The 16,967-nt window shown below is 70.3% G+C and carries 15 protein-coding genes and 1 pseudogene; 5 read left to right on the plus strand and 11 right to left on the minus strand.

Annotated features, from left to right (window positions below; all coding sequences use genetic code 11):
- The 5 genes from AB0M48_RS10470 to AB0M48_RS10490 all read right to left on the minus strand — a co-directional run bounded on the left by AB0M48_RS10470 (position 1) and on the right by AB0M48_RS10490 (position 3,859).
- Positions 1 to 774 (minus strand): TIGR04222 domain-containing membrane protein, encoded by a 774-nt coding sequence (locus AB0M48_RS10470; RefSeq protein WP_363838536.1) that lies wholly within the window; start codon positions 772 to 774, stop codon positions 1 to 3.
- 89 nt (positions 775 to 863) lie between these two features.
- Positions 864 to 1,757: a TIGR04222 domain-containing membrane protein gene (locus AB0M48_RS10475; protein WP_363838539.1), complete on the minus strand. Its 894-nt coding sequence runs from the start codon at positions 1,755 to 1,757 to the stop codon at positions 864 to 866.
- Positions 1,758 to 2,015: 258 nt separating this feature from the next.
- Positions 2,016 to 2,438, minus strand: a complete 423-nt coding sequence (msrB, locus tag AB0M48_RS10480; RefSeq protein ID WP_363838544.1) for a peptide-methionine (R)-S-oxide reductase MsrB — start codon at positions 2,436 to 2,438, stop codon at positions 2,016 to 2,018.
- 112 nt (positions 2,439 to 2,550) lie between these two features.
- Positions 2,551 to 2,841, minus strand: a complete 291-nt coding sequence (locus tag AB0M48_RS10485) for a hypothetical protein (protein ID WP_363838547.1) — start codon at positions 2,839 to 2,841, stop codon at positions 2,551 to 2,553.
- Between the two features lie 64 nt (positions 2,842 to 2,905).
- Positions 2,906 to 3,859, minus strand: a complete 954-nt coding sequence (locus AB0M48_RS10490; protein ID WP_363838552.1) for an asparaginase — start codon at positions 3,857 to 3,859, stop codon at positions 2,906 to 2,908.
- A gap of 103 nt (positions 3,860 to 3,962) precedes the next feature.
- Between AB0M48_RS10490 and AB0M48_RS10495 the strand changes: the two genes are divergently transcribed.
- From AB0M48_RS10495 to AB0M48_RS10505, 3 genes and pseudogenes are all read left to right on the plus strand, one after another.
- Positions 3,963 to 4,616, plus strand: coding sequence for a GntR family transcriptional regulator (locus tag AB0M48_RS10495; RefSeq protein WP_363838557.1), 654 nt, complete (start codon positions 3,963 to 3,965; stop codon positions 4,614 to 4,616).
- Positions 4,617 to 4,626: 10 nt separating this feature from the next.
- Positions 4,627 to 6,882, plus strand: coding sequence for a helix-turn-helix domain-containing protein (locus tag AB0M48_RS10500; RefSeq protein ID WP_363838561.1), 2,256 nt, complete (start codon positions 4,627 to 4,629; stop codon positions 6,880 to 6,882).
- A 4-nt stretch (positions 6,883 to 6,886) separates the two neighbouring features.
- Positions 6,887 to 7,798: pseudogene (locus tag AB0M48_RS10505) on the plus strand (helix-turn-helix transcriptional regulator); the annotation flags it as partial.
- Between the two features lie 1,386 nt (positions 7,799 to 9,184).
- Here AB0M48_RS10505 and AB0M48_RS10510 read toward each other — a convergent pair.
- A complete protein-coding gene (locus AB0M48_RS10510) occupies positions 9,185 to 9,601 on the minus strand; it encodes an SsgA family sporulation/cell division regulator (RefSeq protein WP_363839902.1) in 417 nt (138 codons plus the stop codon).
- 189 nt (positions 9,602 to 9,790) lie between these two features.
- Here AB0M48_RS10510 and AB0M48_RS10515 point away from each other — a divergent pair, with 189 nt between their 5' ends.
- Complete coding sequence (locus AB0M48_RS10515) at positions 9,791 to 11,734, plus strand: LuxR family transcriptional regulator (RefSeq protein ID WP_363838565.1); 1,944 nt, start codon at positions 9,791 to 9,793, stop codon at positions 11,732 to 11,734.
- 15 nt (positions 11,735 to 11,749) lie between these two features.
- Here AB0M48_RS10515 and AB0M48_RS10520 read toward each other — a convergent pair whose 3' ends face one another.
- The 5 genes from AB0M48_RS10520 to AB0M48_RS10540 all read right to left on the minus strand — a co-directional run bounded on the left by AB0M48_RS10520 (position 11,750) and on the right by AB0M48_RS10540 (position 16,327).
- Positions 11,750 to 12,373 (minus strand): DUF1345 domain-containing protein, encoded by a 624-nt coding sequence (locus AB0M48_RS10520; protein WP_363838568.1) that lies wholly within the window; start codon positions 12,371 to 12,373, stop codon positions 11,750 to 11,752.
- 147 nt (positions 12,374 to 12,520) lie between these two features.
- Entirely contained in the window at positions 12,521 to 13,081 is a 561-nt protein-coding gene (locus AB0M48_RS10525; protein ID WP_363838571.1) for a LuxR C-terminal-related transcriptional regulator, read from the minus strand.
- 19 nt (positions 13,082 to 13,100) lie between these two features.
- The gene (locus AB0M48_RS10530; RefSeq protein ID WP_363838575.1) at positions 13,101 to 13,823 is read right to left on the minus strand and encodes a MaoC/PaaZ C-terminal domain-containing protein; all 723 of its coding nucleotides are present in this window, start codon (positions 13,821 to 13,823) and stop codon (positions 13,101 to 13,103) included.
- Between the two features lie 178 nt (positions 13,824 to 14,001).
- Entirely contained in the window at positions 14,002 to 15,171 is a 1,170-nt protein-coding gene (locus AB0M48_RS10535; RefSeq protein WP_363838577.1) for an acyl-CoA dehydrogenase family protein, read from the minus strand.
- 10 nt (positions 15,172 to 15,181) lie between these two features.
- Complete coding sequence (locus tag AB0M48_RS10540; RefSeq protein WP_363838581.1) at positions 15,182 to 16,327, minus strand: acyl-CoA dehydrogenase family protein; 1,146 nt, start codon at positions 16,325 to 16,327, stop codon at positions 15,182 to 15,184.
- A gap of 40 nt (positions 16,328 to 16,367) precedes the next feature.
- Between AB0M48_RS10540 and AB0M48_RS10545 the strand changes: the two genes are divergently transcribed.
- Entirely contained in the window at positions 16,368 to 16,967 is a 600-nt protein-coding gene (locus tag AB0M48_RS10545) for a TetR/AcrR family transcriptional regulator C-terminal domain-containing protein (RefSeq protein WP_363838583.1), read from the plus strand.

The following is a 16,967-nucleotide window of genomic DNA, read 5'->3' on the forward strand; positions in this document are numbered from 1 at the left end:
TCAACTGCTGGAACTGCTGCTGCAGCTACTACTGCTGCTACTGCTGCTGCAACTTGAACTGCTGCTGCTGGAACAACTGCTGCTGGAACTGCTGCAACTGCTGCTCGAACAGCTCGACGAACCGGCGCAGCCGTGGTGGTTCCAGTCGTAGGAACCACAACTGCCGCTGCTCACGTGCGGAGTGGACGTCTTCATGCCGGGCTTGCCCGGTCGCAGTCCGAACAACGCCACGTGCTCCGCGCGGCTGCGCGCGCTCCGGAAGGCGTACCGGACCACGGTCCTGCCGTTCGCCGTGAGCCTGCCCTGCTTGCGCAACAGCAGTGCCCCCACCAACAGCATCCCGGTGAGCACGAACACCCACGACTCGACCGCGAAGGCGACGAAGATCGAGATGAAGGCCAGCAGGAACAACACCACGCGCAGCGCGCTCCTGCCGCCGTCGGGCCTGCCCCACCGGGGCTGCACGACTCCGCGAGCGATCAAGCTCTGCGCCAGCGCGCCCATCTCGTGGCTCGCCATCGCCACCTGGATGACCTGCGGGACAGGACGAGCGGTGCCCTGGAGTCCGGCGAGGACGTACGCCTCCAGCGGAGTCGAGGCACCCCAGCCGTTCTGGTGAACGGCGGTCACGAGTCCCTCGCGGGAGACGCGCACGAGACCGCCGTCCACCAGCCGGGCGAGAGCGGCGTGTGCCGCTCTTCCCGGTCCCCCTGCCAGGAACCCGATCTCCTCCGCGGACCACGTGGTCCGGTGCGGTGCCGAAGACTCGGACATCAGCACTCCCCTCACTGGTGTCAGTGACTCTTCGACGTGAGATCTACCCCTGGGTTCCTGTTGTTACCTGAAAAGGACCGAACGACCGATCAGCCGCCGCCTCCGCCGCCGCCGCAACCGCCGCCCCCGCCGCCGCCGCAGCTGCTTCCGCTTGAACACGAAGAAGAACCGGTCGAACACGTGCTGTGGCTGCCGCTGCTGTAGCTGCTGGTACTGGAGGAGGCGAGCAACGACGTGCGCACCGCCAGATCCGGATACATGACGAGACCGCCGAAGAGGACCGCGCCGGCCGCGCCCGCGTACAGGACCTCGTCCACGCTTCCCGCCGCCTTGGTGCTCGTGCGGCGAGCGTCGTCGAGAACCGCACTGCCCTTGCCGGTGCGCACGATCTTCGTGCCGCGCCGGGTGAGGAACAGGATCAGCAGGCCGGTGAGGACGAGCTGCAGCGTGAGCCAGCCGACGGGCGCGTCGATCGCGATGCCGTTGACCCAGCGCGCGATCCCGATCGCGAGCAGCGCCCAGAGGGCGATGGATCCCTTGCGCAACGCGCTTTTCGCGACGTCCCGGTTGACCAGGAGACCCATGTCCTCGAGTCGCTGGCCGATCCCCGTGACCACGCGGTCCGCCGAGACGGACTCGATCATCAGCTTGACCGTGCGGTTGGTGTAGCGCTGGCAGTCGGTGATGACCGCGCGGTCCACCGGGTTGAGTGACTGCGTGGTGGACGTGACCTGAACGGTGCCCCGCCGTGAAGGCCTGAGCTCACCCGAGGTGAGCAGCCGCGCGACGGCCGTTTCGACCACGCGCCTTGGACCGCCCGCGAGGAATGCGAGCTCGTCCATGTCGAGTGAGCGCACGGGCTGGGTGCTGTGACCCGCCCGCACGCGTACCCGGACGACGATCGCGACCAGCACCGCCAGTGCCAGCCCGATCCAGTACAGCTGAAGGAACTCAGGTCCGGACAATCCCCAAGGCCTTGGCATGCGACCCACCCCCTGACTGCCCCGAAACTGCTTCGGTGAGTCAATGGTGTGGTCCGCGCCACAGCCCCACAAGGCTTGTTGACGAAGCCTTAGGGTTGCCGGTCTTCTGCCTCTGGCTACTGCCTGTGGCTAGCTCGAGGAGCCGCCGTCGACTCCGCCGGAGCCTTCACCGTCAGTGCCGCGCAGGGCGATGCGGAAGATCATTGTGCCTCCCAGGGTCCGTCCGATGCCTTGGTGACCGGACTGGCGCTCAGTCTCCTATTCGGACGGAACGAGTTTCAAGGAGACGGAGTTGATGCAGTACCGCTGATCCGTCGGGGTGGGATACCCCTCGCCCTCGAAGACGTGCCCGAGGTGGCTGTGGCACGTGGCACAGATGACCTCCACGCGCTTCATGCCGAGGGCGCGGTCCTCACGCAGGATGACCGCGTCTCCGGCCAGCGGCGAGAAGAACGACGGCCAGCCGCAGTGCGAGTCGAACTTGGTGTCGCTGCGGAAGAGTTCTGCTCCGCAGGCACGGCACTCGTAGACGCCCTCGGTCTTGGTCTCGGTGTACTCGCCGGTCCATGGACGCTCCGTGCCCGCCTGCCGCAGCACCGCGAACTCGGCGGGGTTGAGCTGGGCGCGCCATTCCTCTTCGGAACGCACGACTTTGGGGGTGGCGCCGACAACAGGTTCCATGTCTCTTTATAACTCCGGCCTGCCCTCAGGGCTTCCCGGCGACGCTGTGGGGTGCGGCGCCGTAAGGCCCCGTTAAGGTCTCGTTCTCGTTTGTGCCCAGAAGACGTTCGACTCAGAAGATGATGGCGATGATGTCGCCGAGTGCGAACCAGATCGTGAGGAGCACGCCCAGCAGGATGAGCCCGACGACGATCACGGCGACGAGCCTCTGGTGGCCCGTCGTGCGGTTCGCCGAGTCGGCGAAGTCCCGCACGCCCTCCAGGTAACCCTCGACGGTGAAGCCCGGGCGTTGCCGCTTCATCTTGTCCAGATGGTCGGCGAACGCCTTCGTCTCGGGGTCGTGTGGGTCGAGGCCGATCAGTTCCTCCTGGAACTTCTCGTCCTCGTCCTTCGAATCGCCCATAAACCCCAGCTTAGTGGCTGGGGCGCGGGATTCGGGCTCGGCGGCCGTTCACGGGCGGCGGGCGTCAACTCGCCAGCGCGAGCGACGGCCTGACGGCGCCGACCGCGCGGCCGTGCCCGAGGACCGGCACCGTGGCGAGGTCCTCGACCTTGCTCACGTCGACCCCGAGCCGCTTGAGCACCGCGACGACGACGACCGCGCGGGCGCGCGACGAACCGTCCGCGATCTTCAGCGCCACGCCCTCGCCGGTGGGCAGGCCGACCGCGTAGACGCCCTCGGCGCCGTCCTTGGCGACGACGCCGGGCAGGGCGTCCATGAGCGTGGTGACGTCGCGGCCGGTGCCGCCGACCCACTGCGGGTAGGTGTTCATGGCGGTGGCGACGCGGTGTTCGAGGGTGCCCTCGGCGGCGCTGGCGAGACGGCCGAACGCGCGGGCGAGGCCGGTGAGGCTGATGGCGAAGATCGGGGCGCCGCAGCCGTCCACGCCGACCTGGGCGACGGGCTCGCCGGCCACGTCCTCGATCGTGAGGCGGGTCGCGACCTGCAACGGGTGCGCCGGGTCCAGGTAGTCGCCGGTCGACCAGCCGTTGACGACGCAGGTGGCGAGCATGGCGGCGTGCTTGCCGGAGCAGTTCATGTACTTCGGGGCGGGGGCCAGGCCCTGCGCGAGGTGCTGGGCGCGCGCCTGCTCGCCGAGCGGGAGGTCGGGAGTGCACTGCAAGGCGTCTTCGCCGAGACCCGCCGAGGCCAGGATCCGCAGGGCGCCGGCGACGTGGAAGTCCTCGCCCGAGTGCGACGCGCAGGCCAGGGCGAGCAGCGCGCCGTCGAGGTCGAGGCCGCTGCGCAGCATCGCGAGGGCCTGGAGCGGCTTGTTCGACGACCGCGGGAACGCGACGTCGCCGGGGCGTCCGATGGAGAGGATCGGGTCACCGGAGGCATCGGTGGCGACGACGGTGCCGTGGTGCACCGACTCGAGGAAATCGCCCCGCCAGACCTCAGCCACCACTTCGTGTGCCATGTCGCCCCTCCAGCCCGTGAGTAAAATTGCCAACTGTCGACAGTTGACACGTTCGCTAGTTTAGCGGGAGGACGGCCGGTGCCGTCCAGATCAGGAGACGAAGGTGACACCTCCGGTCCCACTGCACCTCAGCCTGGCCGGGCAGGCCGTGGACGTGCTGCGCGAGCAGGTGCTCACCGGGGAGATCCCGCCGGGCTCGCGGGTCAACGAGGTCGAGGTGGCGCAGAAGCTCGGCATCAGCCGTGGCCCGTTGCGCGAGGCCATCCGGCACCTGGCCTCCGAAGGGCTGCTGACGCTCGTCCCGCACCGCGGCGCGTTCGTGCCCGACGCCAGCCCCGAGGACGTGCGGGCGTTGTTCGAGCTGCGCACCGCGCTGGAATGCGCGGCCGCGGAGCTGGCGGCGTCGCGGCGTACCGATGTCGACCTCGTGCGGCTGCAGGACGTGTGCGCGGAGAGCCGCCGCAACTACAAGGCCGGGCAGCCGTTCCCGTACCGGCTGGACCTCGCGTTCCACCAGACGTTGATCGAGGCCGCCCGCAGCCCGTACATCGCCGAGCAGGTGCGGCTCGTGCAGCAACGAGTGGTGCTGCTGCGCAGCGCGCTGGACGACGACCCGCCACACCAGCACGCGTCGATGGACGACCACGACGAACTCGTCCACGCGATCGCGGACGGAGACGCGGCCAGGGCGGCGACGGTGATGCGCCGGCACCTCTCCCGCGTGTGCGCCCAGATGATCACGAGCTTGACCCACTAACTTCTGTGACATGACGTTCGGCGCCCGGCTCCTGCGGCACCGCAAGAACGCCGGGCTCAGCCAGGAAGAGCTCAGCGAGCGGTCCGGGGTGAGCGTCCGCGCGATCAGCGACATGGAACGCGGCCGCGCCCGTTGCCCGCAGCGCCGCACGACCGAGGCCCTGATCGACGCGCTGGACCTCGGCGAACACGACCAGGCCGAACTGCGGCGGCTCGCCAGGACCGGCCGGGTCGCGCTGACCGGCCCGGTCTGGTCGCTCCCGATGTACGTGGCGGACCTCGTCGGCCGCGACGCCGAACTCGACGCCATCGCGCACAAATCCAACGGGCTCGTAGTGCTGCACGGGGCTGCCGGCACCGGTAAGACGAGCCTCGCCGTGAGGGCCGCCCATCTGCTGGAGGGCCGCTTTCCGGACGGTCAGCTGCTCATCGACCTGGAGAGCTCTGCGCAGCCGCTCCAGCGGTTGCTCAAAGACCTCGGGGTGCCTGCCGAACACGTGCCAGAGGATGTGCACGGCCAGATGCGGCTCTACCGGTCGTTGCTCGCGGGCAAACGCTTGCTGCTCGTGCTCGACGGGGCGACCACGGAGGAGGAGGTCCGCACGCTGAGAGCGGATCCGGGCTGCCTCACGATCGTCACGTCCCGGCACCGGCTCGCCGGGCTGGCGGGCGCGACGTGGATCCGGCTCGGCGGGCTCACCGAACCGTGCGCCGTCGCGTTGCTCGCGTCGATCATCGGCGCCCACCGCGTCGAGGCCGATCCCGGCACCGCGCGGGAACTCGTCCGGCTCTGCGGGGCGTCGCCGCTCGCGCTCCGGATCGCCGGCAACCGGCTCGCCAGCCGTCCGCGCTGGCCTCTCGGTCACCTCGTGGAGCAGATCGAGGAACGCCGCCTGGCCGCGCTCACCGCGGGCGACCTGGACGTGCGCGGCGCGTTCGAGGTGTCGCTCGCGCACCTGCCGGAGACCGCGCGGCTGGTGTTCCGGCGGCTCGGGCTGCTCGTCGGCACCCACGTCGGCCCGGAGCTCGCGGCCGAGCTGGCCGGCATCACCGTCGACGAGGCCGAACAGGCGCTGGAGGACCTCGCCGACGTCAGCCTCCTCGACCCCGACGACCGCGGTTACGCGATCCACGGCCTCGTGCGGACGTTCGCCACCGGCCTGGTCGACGCCACCGACGACGACGCGGACCGCAGGATGCTCGCCTGGCTCCTGGAGACGACCGTGGCCGCCGGAGTCCTCTTCGGACAGACCGGGGACGCCCGCCGGGTGAGTCCGCGGCGCAGGACCTTCGACGACGTCGCGACGGGACGGCGCTGGCTGGACGAGCACCGCGACCTGCTGCCCGAGATCGTCGAGCGGGCGCAGGCCAGGGGTCTGCACGAGGACGTGACCCGCGCGGTGATCGCCCTCTCGCACTACGCGGCCATCGAACCGGGCCTGGTCTGGGAACGCGTCTACCGCCTCGCGCTCGCCTCCGCACGCGAACCGTGGCAGGAGGTCGTCGTGCGCGCCCAGCTCGGCTGGGTGCTGTTCGACGTCGCGCACCGGCCGGGACCGGCGCTGGAGGTGCTGACCGGCGCGGTCCGGATCGCCGAGGAGTCGGGGGAGACCGGGCACCTCGGCTGGGTCCGGCTGATCGCGTCGGCCTCGTACAGCGGGCTCGGGCAGTTCGACGAGGCCGAACGCGTGTGCCTCAAGGCGATCGACTCGATGCACGAACCGATGGACGAGCACTACGCGCGGTCCGTTCTCGGTGTCCTGTGGCGGTTGATGGACCGCCCGATCGCCGCCGTGACCGCACACGAAGAAGTAGCGAAGGAACAGCGCGCCTACGCCGACACCATCTACGAACTCTCCGCCCTGGGCCGCACGCTCGGATGGCTCGGCCTCGCGCTGATAGACGTCGACAGGCCGGACGACGCCGTCACGGCGCTCACCGAGGCGGAGGCCGTCTACAGGCGCGCCCAGATGGCGTCCTGGCTCGCCACGACCTTGTGGCACCGCGGTCTCGCCCACCGCGCGGCAGGCCGCCTCGCGGAGTCGGACGAGGACCTGGACCGGGCGCTCACCGCGTTCCGCGCGTTGGGTGACGGCGTGGGCGAGATCGAGATCCTGCGGGCGCTCGCGGACAACGCGGAGCTACGCGGTGACCACAGCGCGTGCCGTCGTCTTCTGCGAGACTCGCTCGCGGCGTGCGAACGGTGGGACACGGACGCGACGCGCGAGATCGCCGCCGAGGTGCGGAAGTGCCTGTCCGGAGGGTGAGGGGATGCGGGCGACCACCTTCAGCGAGTTCCTGCGCTTCTACCGGCGCCGCAGGGGACTCACCCAGGAGGACCTCGCCGCCCGCACCGGCCTGGGCGTCCGCACGCTGAGCGACCTCGAACGCGGCCGCGTGCACACCCCGCAGGCCCAGACCGTCGACCTGCTGGTGAGCGGACTGGGTCTGCGGAACGAAGAGGCTGAGGGGTTCGTAGCGCTCGCACGGTCGTCTGAGGCCTCGCAACCGCGTCCTGAACGCACAGGCTGCACGCCACCCAAGGCCGAGACACTCATCGGCCGGGAAGCCGAGCAGAAGCAGATAGCCGACTACGTCAGCCGTGCGGCGGCGTCGCCCGTGCTGGACGTCGTGGTCGTGCACGGACCTCCCGGCGTGGGGAAGACCTCTCTCGCGGTGGACGCGGCGCACCGGTTCGCCGGTCAGTTCACCGACGGCTGCCTGCACCTCGACCTGCGCGGCATGGACCCGTCGCCGCTCTCGGCGGAACGGGCCGTCGCGCGGCTGCTGCGGGCGTTCGGAGTGCCGGACGCCAAGATGCCGTCCGATCCGAACGACGGCCTTCGCCTCTACCGCTCGCTGCTGCGCGAACGGACGGTGCTGCTCGTGCTCGACAACGCCGCGAACGAGGCCCAGGTCCGGCCGCTGCTCGCCGTGAGCCCCGGTTCGCTCGTGATCGTGACCAGCCGCAACGTGCTGGCGGGACTGAACAGCCGCACGCGGCTCGACCTCGGCCCGCTGCGGCACGACCGCGCCGTCGCTCTGCTCGCCGCGACCGCCGGGGCCGAGCGGATCGCGGCCGACCTGGAGTCGGCGGACCGGGTCGCGGCGCTGTGCGGAGGGGTGCCGCTGGCGCTCACCATCGCGGGCCGCACCACGTCGTCGTTGCGGCACCTCGCCGACCAGCTCTCCGACGAACGCGAACGGCTCGGCGTGCTCGCGACCGGTGACGTCCAGGTCCGCACCGCGTTCGAGCTGTCCTACCGTCTGCTCGCACCCGAAGCGGCGACCCTGTTCCGCCGGCTCGCGCTGATCCACGGGCCGGACACGTCCGTCGAACTCGCCGCCGTGGCGGCCGGAGCCGACGACGTCGAGGCGTTGCTGGAGGAGCTCGTGGACGCCAGCCTTCTCCGTGCGGGCGTTCCGGGCCGGTACTCGTTCCACGACCTGATCCGCGACTACGCGCGCGAACGGCTGCACAGCGACGAACCCGATGTCGAGACACACCGCCTGCGCACGCGTGACTGGTTGCTGGCCACCGCGACTCGGTTCGCGTCGGCGTTCCTGCCGGACGACCAGGGGGCGGCCGATCTGGCCGCTGCGGACCGCTGGTTGTCGGGGGAGCTCGCGAACTGGCGTGGCGCGTTCCGCGAGGCGGTCGCCGACGGCGCTCACGAGCAGGTGCTGGCGCTGGCGATGTCGATGCACTGGTACTCGGACCACCGCGGCACGGGCGAGCTGTGGCGGGAGGTCTACACGGCGGGCGTCGGCGCGGCCACGGCACTGGGCGAGGAGGAACAGCGCGCCCAGCAGCTCAACTTCGTGTGCTGGGTCTACATCGCGCGGCACACCAACATCCCGCTGGCCAAGCGGTGGCACCACGAGGCGATGCGGGCGGCGCGGGAGTGCGGCTCGCTGACGGAGAGGGCCTGGGCGCACTACTACCGGGCGGCCATCGCGAACCGCGACGGCACTCAGGCGGACGGCGTGACCCACGCCAGGAAGGCCGCCGAGCTGTTCCGGGAGGCGGGCCGGCCGATGGACGTGGTGTTCGCGCTGTCGTACTCGGGTGTTCTGCTGCAACGGCAGGGCCGGTTCGAAGAGGCCGTCGACACGCACCGGGCGTGTGTCGAGCAGGAACGCGCGTTGCGCGGCGACCAGCGTGGCGTGGCGCTGGAGAACGCCGCCCAGCTGGCGCTCCGCCTGGCGGACGCCCTCGTCGAGGCCGGCGAGCACGACGAGGCGCTGAACGTGGTGGCGCACGCCGAGGAACTCCTCGGACGGGGCTCGGCGAACCTGCTGTCGATGGCCAGGCACACCCGTGGCCGCGTGCTGGCCGCCGCCGGACGGTTCGCCGAGGCACGCGACCAGCTGGCCGCGGCGGTGGAGTCGCTGTCCGACCCGGAGGTCAAGGTGGCCGTGCTGATGGAGATCGCCGGGCTATGCGACCGCGCGGGCGACCACGACGCCGCCGTCCGGCACCGGGTGCGGGCGCTGGCCGAGAGCGAGGGCTACGAGTCGCCCGGCATGACGAAGCTGCAGCACGAGCTCTCGGAGGAGCTCGGCCTCTCAGCGCAGGACGGTGCTCAGGAACGCGTCGGCGTCGAACCGCTCGGTGCCGCGCGGCACCAGCCGGTCGGTGGCGTCGAGGAACTTGCGCAGCGTGCGCGCCGGCACGCGGAAGACCGTCATGTGCCGGTCGGAGACGAGCTCCAGCACCAGCACCCGGCTCGAGTGCGGCCGCAGCCGCACGTCGCCGTCACCCGATCTCGCGCCCATGCCCTCGACGAGCAGGTCCCTGCCCACGATCCAGGTGGCGACCGAGCCGCCCGCGCTGAACCTCATCGTCACCGCGAACGGGTCTTCCGACCGGTAGAGCAGCTCCGTCTCGACCGGCGCGGTGGAGCCGTTCGGCCGGACGAAGTCGAAGACGGTGCGTGACGCGACCCGCATCGGAACTCCTAGAGGTGTTCGTGAGGTGTACATAGGGAATCACGTAATCGGCAGCGAATTGGTTCACGAGCTGTTGTTGTCATTACCAATTGATTGGTCGAATGTTTTCGCGTTCCCGGCGGGTGCTTCGGCGTCCGATGCTGTGCGAAGGGGCAGACCTGCGGAACTTCTGCCGGTGGTTCTGCATGGTCCTGCAGGTCGGTGCACGATTTGCTGGTTGACATGGTCGCCCCACTCAGCCCAGGTCTCGTGGGCACCGCCGTGCGCAGGGCCGGTGGCCTGCTCGTCGGCCGTGAGCGGGAGATCGCCGTTCTGACGGAGGCGTTGAGCGGTGGCGCTCGCTCGTGCGTTGTGCATGGTGCAACTGGTATGGGCAAAAGCGCATTGCTGTCCGTTGCGTCTTCAATCGCGGTGCGCAGCGGGTTGCGGCCGGTGCGCGGATTGCGGGCGTTGAGCGGGGTGGACGGCCACACGGTGCTGGTGGTCGACGACGCCGAGCGGCTTTGTGCGGAGGAGGCCGACCGGCTGGCGCGTTTCCGGGGCGCGGTGCTGCTCGCGGGCGACTGCGATCCGGACGCTCTGGCGGTCGTGGACGCCGTGCGGGTGCCGTTGCGGCCGGTCGGCGCCGACGCGGTCGCGGAGATGATCCGGCGGCGGTTCGACACCGAGGTGCCGCCGGAGCTGACCGCGATGTGCCTGGAGTACAGCGGCGGGGCTCCCGGTGTGCTGAGCGACGTCCTGGACGTGGTCACGGACCTGTCCTCGTTGCCCGCCGTGCTTCCCGGCCTGCGCCTGCCGCGCCTGTTGCGGGCCGTGCGGCGGAGCTGGGAGGTGCTGGACGCCGACGCGATCACGGTCGCCCGTTCGCTGGCGGTGCTGGGCAGCGCGCCGCTCGACGTGCTGTGCGAGGTCGTCGGGATGGGGTCGTTCCGCACCTTGGCCGCGTTCGAACGCCTCGTCGACGCGCGTCTCGCGGTCGGCGAGCCGATGCGCGTCCGGTCGCCGGCGCTGAGTCATGCGATCCGGCACGAGATGGCACCTGAGGCGCGCGAGTCCTTGCACCGCGCGGCCGCCGAGGTCCTGCATCGGCGGTGCGATCCACCGGTAGCCGTCGCCGAGCACGTGGTGGCGTGCGCGGAACCCGTCGGGGCGCGGTGGGCGGCGCCGGTGCTGCACGGGGCGGCGCGGCTGCACCAGGCGGCCGGGCGGCCGGAACAGGCGGTGAGGTGCCTGCGTGCCGCTCTGCGCGAGCCGTTGGACGGCGGAATCGCGGAACGCGTGGCCGTGGCGATGGCGAAGCTCCACCTGCGGTGCGGCATCGCGCCGCGGGCCGATGAACTCGCCCGGCAGCGGCTCGCCGCGGGGGAGTGGTTCGACGCGGTGGTGCTCGACTGGCAGTGCGACGAGGACCTGCTCGGTCACTCGGCCGACCCCGTCGTCCCGGAGGATCCCGAGCGGGTCCTGCGCACTCTTCCCGAGAGCGGGCCGCGGGTCGTTCCGCTCGCCCTCGCCGGACTCGGTCTGCTGCGCCGGGGTTCCGAACGGGTCGTGCTGGATCTCGTGCCCCAGCTGCGGTCGCAGCTCGTCGGCACGGAACGGGACTGGCTGACCGCTCTGGAGATGTGGGCCCATCGGGCCGGCGGGGACCACGCCGAGGTCTCGCGGCTGATGCGGGAACTCGCCCAGGCGTCACCGTTGCGGGGTTGTGTGGCGCTGGGGGCGGCGGCGTTCGTCGCGTCCTGTGTGGACGGCGGCCGTCCTGGCGAGGCACGGGAGATGCTGGTGCGGCTCGGTTACACCGGAACGCTGCCGCCGGTACGGGCGTGCACGCTGCTGGTGCACCAGCGCGCTCGCATGCATCTCGCGCTCGGATCCGCCCGTGCCGCGCTGGCCGACGCCGAACGCGCCGGGGCGGCCGAGTTGGTGGACCAGGCACGGGCGGCGCTGGGCCGGGAACACCGGCCGCCGCGCGGGGCGGCGTGGGACAGGTTGTCGCCGCACGAGTCGCGAATAGTCTTGCTGGTGCTGGAAGGCGAGACGAATCGGGCGATCGCGGCGCGGTTCAACGTCACGCAGCGGGCGGTCGAGCTGCACCTCACCCGCGTCTACCGCAAGGTCGGCATCAGCAGGCGAGTGCAGCTCTCCTCCGTCTTCGGCCTTGCCTGACGGCCACTCGGGTGATCAGCCGCCGATCACGCCGATGGCGATGCCGAGCATCGCGGTGTTGTAGATGAACGAGAGCACGCCGTGCGCGAGGATCCGCAGCCGCATCCCGGAGGTCTGCGAGTCGACGTCGGAGACCGCGAACGTGGTGCCGACGGTGAACGAGAAGTACGTGAAGTCGATGTACGTCGGGTGCTCGGTGCCGGGGAACACCAGCAGCTTCTCGGGCAGGGCGCTGTAGTAGGCCTGCGCGTAGCGGTCGGCGTAGCCGAAGTGCAGGATCGCCCACGCCAGCAGCACGGCGAGCACACCCATGGCCTTGGCGGCCACCGCCGCCTGGGTGCCTTCCTCGATGAGCACGATGGTCAGGCCGGCCGTGATCCCGACGAGGCTGGTGAACAGGGTGAACAGGGTGCCGCTGCGGCGGCCCAGCGCGCTCTTGACCCACGCGCCCTTGTCGTCGCCCGCCCGCTTGCTGCGACTGAGGCGGATGACGCGGATCGTGAGGTAGACGACGGCGATGAGGTCCCACAACGCGATCCATCTGGTGTCGTTCACCTCCGCGAAGAAGATGGGGACACCGAGCAGGGCGAGCGTGCCCTCGAGGATCCGGGACAGCACGATGGACGGGCTGAAGCGCATGACTTTCCTTCGTCGGAACAGCAGGGGTGGTCGTCGCCCACCTCGTCCGGATGACGAAGGCCATTCCGCGGGAGCGATCTCGGGGAGAGGTTATAGGCCGTCCGCGGTTGATCGATCCGTTGCGTCTCAACAGGAGTCGCGGAGCTGTCAGAGCAGACCGGAGCGCAGTGCCCACGCCACCGCGTGCACCCGGTTGCGCAGCCCGAACCGTTCCAGCAACTGGTGCAGCGCGTACTTCACCGTCCGCTCCGAACAGAACAGCCGGGCGGCGACCTCCGCGATGGTCGCGCCGTCGGCCAGCAGCTTCAGCAGTTGCAGGTCGCGGTCGTTCAGCACCGGTGAGCGGTCCTGCACCGCCTGGCCGCCGACGAGCAGCTTGATCAGGCGTTCGGCGTTGACGTCCGCCCGCCGCAACGGAACCGCCAGCCCCGCCTGGGCCGCGATCGACGGGGTGAGGTCGTGCACTCGGGCCGCGATCACCACGATCTTGGGCGAACCGCAGGCCCTCAGCCGTGCGGCCTGTTGCGCGCACAGCTCGTTCACCAGGGCCAGCAGCACGTGTGCGTCCAAACGGTCTTGCACCACGCGCACGCGCGGTGAGTTCTTCAACAGGTGCGTCACGCCGGCCGCGCTGATCAGGTCACGGGACTCCACCGCCACGCGCACCGGTTCGATTCCGGAGTCCACGGTTGCCAGAGCAGTACTCATGTGACGATCGTGCGAACTTTCAGCGGCTGTCCACTTCGGAAAACCGAACCGATCCGAGCAGAACCTGCCGGCCGTTCGCGAACGTGCGGAACTCGCCGGTCGGCCAGCGCTCGATCCGGAGCTCGTCGCCGGGCGTCACGGGCGCGGTGAACCGGGCGTGCAGTTCGGTGAAGTCCAGGTGGGCCACGGTGATCCCGAGCGTGCAGAGGCCGTGCAGGATGGGTGTCGCGAACCCGGCCCGGCGCGCGAACTCGGCGTCGTGGTGCATCGGGTTCACGTCACCGGTCTCGCGGTACCGCAGCGCCTGGTCCGCCGTCGTCCGGAAGAAGCTGATCTCCGGGCGGGTGGCGGGAACGGTGAGCTCGCGCGTCTCACCGCGTTCGCCGCCGAAGCCGCCCTCGCCCTTGATGAAGCACGACGAGCGCGTTGTCGCGTACTCCGACTCCCACGTGCTGACGACGAGAGCGCCGGATCCCTTGTCGTAGATGTCCGTCACGGTCTTGGTGACGACCGTGGAACCGTGGGCCGGGAGCTTGCCGTGCAGCCACAACGACTGCTCGGCGTGCAGGACCTGGGTCATGTCGGCGCCGGTCAGGCCGAGTTGCGGGCCGCCGTGCTGCAGCAACGGGATGGCGAACGCGGGGGAGGGGCCGCCGGCCGCCGCCGCGTACACCTCGGCGTCGCCGGCCGACCAGGTGCGGACCTGTCGTTCGACGACGCCGAGGATGTCGTGGTTGAGCACTTCCCCAAGATAGGGCCAGTGGCGCGACCCGGAACGTTGGCGAGGTGATCCACGCTCAGCAGGGCGCCTCGCGGCACCGCCCCCACGCCCCCGTACATCCAGTACGAGGACGTGGGGGCGGCACCACGATGCACCCGTCTGACCGCGAATTCCCCCGGCAACCTTCCGGGCCACACCACTAGCCGAGCGTGCCGCGGATGTTCGCGTGGCCCTTGAGGAGGTTGCGGGCGATCGTGCGGCGCTGGATCTCGTCGGTGCCCTCGTAGATGCGCAGCAGCCGAAGTTCGCGGTACCAGCGCTCGATCGGCAGTTCGCGGGTGTAGCCCATGCCGCCGTGGATCTGCAGCACGCGGTCGACGATCTCGTTGGCCTTGATGCCGCCGTAGAGCTTCGCGATCGACTGCGCCTGCCGGGAGTCCTGCTTCTGGTCGACGAGCCACGCGGCGTGCAGCACGAGCCAGCGCAGTGCCTCGATCTCGACCGCGGAGTCGGCGATCATCCACTGGATGGCCTGGTACTCGGCGATGGGCTGGCCGAACGTGACGCGGTTCTTGGCCTGCTCGATCGCCATCTCGACCAGCCGCTCGACGCTGCCGAGCGCGCGGGCGGGCAGCAGGTAGCGGCCCTGGCCGATCCACTGCATCGCGAGGTGGAAGCCCTTGCCCTCCTCGCCGAGGATGTTCTCGTGCGGCACGCGGACGTTGTCGAACACGAGCGCCGCCGGACCCCACTGGCCCATCGTCGGGATGGGCTCGGACTTCCAGCCCATGTCGCGGTCGACCAGGAAGCAGGTGACGCCGCCGTTGGCGCCCTTCTCCTTGTCCGTCACCGCGAACACCATCACGAAGTCGGCCTCGTTGCCCTGCGTGATGAAGGTCTTCTCGCCGTTGATGACCCACTCGTCGCCGTCCCTCACGGCGGACGTGCGGATGGCCTTGGCGTCACTGCCGGCGCCGGGCTCGGTGATCGCGAAGCACGACACGCGTTCGCCGGAGATCGTCGGCAGCAGGTAGCGCTGCTTCTGCTCCTCGTTGCCGTGGAACAGGATGTTGTCCGCGTAACCGCCGAAGCGGAACGGGACGAAACTGCGGCCCAGCTCGGCCTCGAGGAGCGCGGTCATCACCGCGCCGAGGCCCATGCCGCCGTACTCCTGCGGCGTGAGGACGCCGAAGAACCCGGCCTGCTTGGCCTTGTTCTGCAGCTCCTTCAGCTCGTCCCGCGCGAGACCCGGCTGGCCCGCGCGTTCGCGGCGCAGCACCTCGGGCTCCAGCGGGATGATCTCCTTGCGCACGAAGGTCCGCACCCAGTCGCGGATCTCCTTCTGCTCCTCGTCGAGCGTGAAGTCCATTTCTTTCCTTTCAGGCGAACGCGTTGATGCCCGTCAGCGCGCGACCGATGAGCAGTTTCTGGATCTGGCTGGTGCCCTCGTAGAGGGTGGTGACACGGGCGTCCCGCAGGTACTTGCCCACCGGGTACTCGTCGATGTAGCCGTAGCCGCCGAAGACCTGGATGGCGTTGTTGGCGACCTTGACCGCCGCCTCGCTGGCGAAGAGCTTGGCCATGCTCGCCTCGGTGCGGAACGGCCGGCCGCGGTCGGCGAGGTCGGCGACGCGCCAGGTGAGGAGCCGCGCGGCGTCGGTCTCCACGGCCATGTCCGCGAGGAGTTCCTGGACGAGCTGGAAGCCCGCGATGGGCTTGCCGAACTGCTCGCGTTGCCCGGCGTACTCCAGCGCGGCTTCGAGCGCGCCCCGCGCGGCACCGACGCAGCCCGCCGCGACGGACATGCGGCCCTTGTCGAGCGAGCCCATCGCGAGCTTGAAGCCCTCGGTGCTGAGCAGGGCGTCCTCCGCCACCTCGACGTCGTCGAGGGTGATCTCGGCGGTGGCCTGGCCGCGCATGCCGAGCTTGCCCTTGATCTCGGTGGCCGTGAAGCCCGGCGAGTCGGTGGGGACCAGGAAGGCGCTGATGCCCTTCGGGCCCGGTCCGCCGGTGCGGGCGAACACGAGCGCGACGTCGGCCCACGTGCCGTTGGTGATGAAGACCTTGCGGCCGTTGATGCGGTAGCCGTGGTCCGTCCTGGTGGCCTTGGTGACGAGGCTGCCCGCGTCGCTGCCGGTGCCGGGTTCGGTGAGGGCGAAGCAGCCGACCTGGGTGCCCGCGGTCAGGCCTGGCAACCAGCGTTGTTTCTGCTCTTCCGTGCCGTGCTGGGCGATCGACTTCGCGACCAGGCCGAGCGAGACGGAGATGATGCCCCGGACCGCGCTGTCGCCGCGGGCGATCTCCTCGAGGACCAGGCAGTAGGCGAGGTTGTCGCCGCCGGAGCCGCCGTGGCGCTCGTCGATCCCGAGCCCCAGGAACCCGACCTCGCCGAGCGCGGGCACCAGGTCCCTGTCGATCGCCTCGTCGCGGTCCCAGCGCGTGGCATGGGGGACGATGCGTTCGTCGGTGAACCGCCGGGCCAGCTCCCTGAGCTGCCGGTGTTCGTCCGAAAGCGTTAGATCCACAGACCCTCCCGACTAACCGAACAGTGTTAGGTTAACCCACATGCCCCGGCCGAGCACGCCCCTTCTGAGCTCCGACCGCATCAGGTCGGTGGCTCTGGCCATCATCGATCGAGACGGCCTCGACGGCCTGTCGATGCGCAAGCTCGCCGCGGAGCTGGGCGTGCAGGCCGCGTCGCTGTACGGGCACGTCCGCACCAAGGACCAGCTGCTGAACGACATCGCCTCGTCGGTCCTGTCGACCGTCGACATCTCGGGCTTCGAGGTCGACTGGCGCGAGGGCCTGATCCGGTGCGCGCGCTCGTACCGTGCGGCGTTGTCGTCGCACCCGAACATCGTTCCGTTCCTGGCGTACGGCCCGGCCGGCCGCGAGGAGTCGCTCCAGCGCCTCGACCTGCTGCACGGCGCCCTCGTCGACGCCGGCTGGTCACGCCGCGAGGCCACGATGATCGCCGCGGGCCTGATGTACATCGTGTTCGGCTCGGCCCTGAGCTCGTTCTCCAGCGGGTTCTCGTCCGATCCCGCGGACTACACCGACCGCTACCCGCACCTCGACCGCGCCCACCTGCTGCCGGGCGTCGCCCGCGAACTCGACCGGGACAGCTTCGAGCTGGCGCTCGCGGCGTTCGTGCGCGGCCTTTAG

The organism is Lentzea sp. NPDC051208 (assembly GCF_040682435.1).
Taxonomy (GTDB): Bacteria; Actinomycetota; Actinomycetes; order Mycobacteriales; family Pseudonocardiaceae; genus Lentzea; species Lentzea kristufekii.

Bases quoted from the DNA above. Each gene is read 5' to 3' on its own strand.
- AB0M48_RS10485 (WP_363838547.1), bottom strand. From the start codon at position 2,841: ATGGGCGATTCGAAGGACGAGGACGAGAAGTTCCAGGAGGAACTGATC.
- AB0M48_RS10475 (WP_363838539.1), bottom strand. From the start codon at position 1,757: ATGCCAAGGCCTTGGGGATTGTCCGGACCTGAGTTCCTTCAGCTGTAC.
- AB0M48_RS10510 (WP_363839902.1), bottom strand. From the start codon at position 9,601: ATGTACACCTCACGAACACCTCTAGGAGTTCCGATGCGGGTCGCGTCA.
- AB0M48_RS10515 (WP_363838565.1), top strand. From the start codon at position 9,791: ATGGTCGCCCCACTCAGCCCAGGTCTCGTGGGCACCGCCGTGCGCAGG.
- AB0M48_RS10525 (WP_363838571.1), bottom strand. From the start codon at position 13,081: ATGAGTACTGCTCTGGCAACCGTGGACTCCGGAATCGAACCGGTGCGC.
- AB0M48_RS10490 (WP_363838552.1), bottom strand. From the start codon at position 3,859: ATGGCACACGAAGTGGTGGCTGAGGTCTGGCGGGGCGATTTCCTCGAG.
- AB0M48_RS10500 (WP_363838561.1), top strand. From the start codon at position 4,627: ATGACGTTCGGCGCCCGGCTCCTGCGGCACCGCAAGAACGCCGGGCTC.
- AB0M48_RS10545 (WP_363838583.1), top strand. From the start codon at position 16,368: ATGCCCCGGCCGAGCACGCCCCTTCTGAGCTCCGACCGCATCAGGTCG.
- AB0M48_RS10470 (WP_363838536.1), bottom strand. From the start codon at position 774: ATGTCCGAGTCTTCGGCACCGCACCGGACCACGTGGTCCGCGGAGGAG.
- AB0M48_RS10520 (WP_363838568.1), bottom strand. From the start codon at position 12,373: ATGCGCTTCAGCCCGTCCATCGTGCTGTCCCGGATCCTCGAGGGCACG.
- AB0M48_RS10535 (WP_363838577.1), bottom strand. From the start codon at position 15,171: ATGGACTTCACGCTCGACGAGGAGCAGAAGGAGATCCGCGACTGGGTG.
- msrB (WP_363838544.1), bottom strand. From the start codon at position 2,438: ATGGAACCTGTTGTCGGCGCCACCCCCAAAGTCGTGCGTTCCGAAGAG.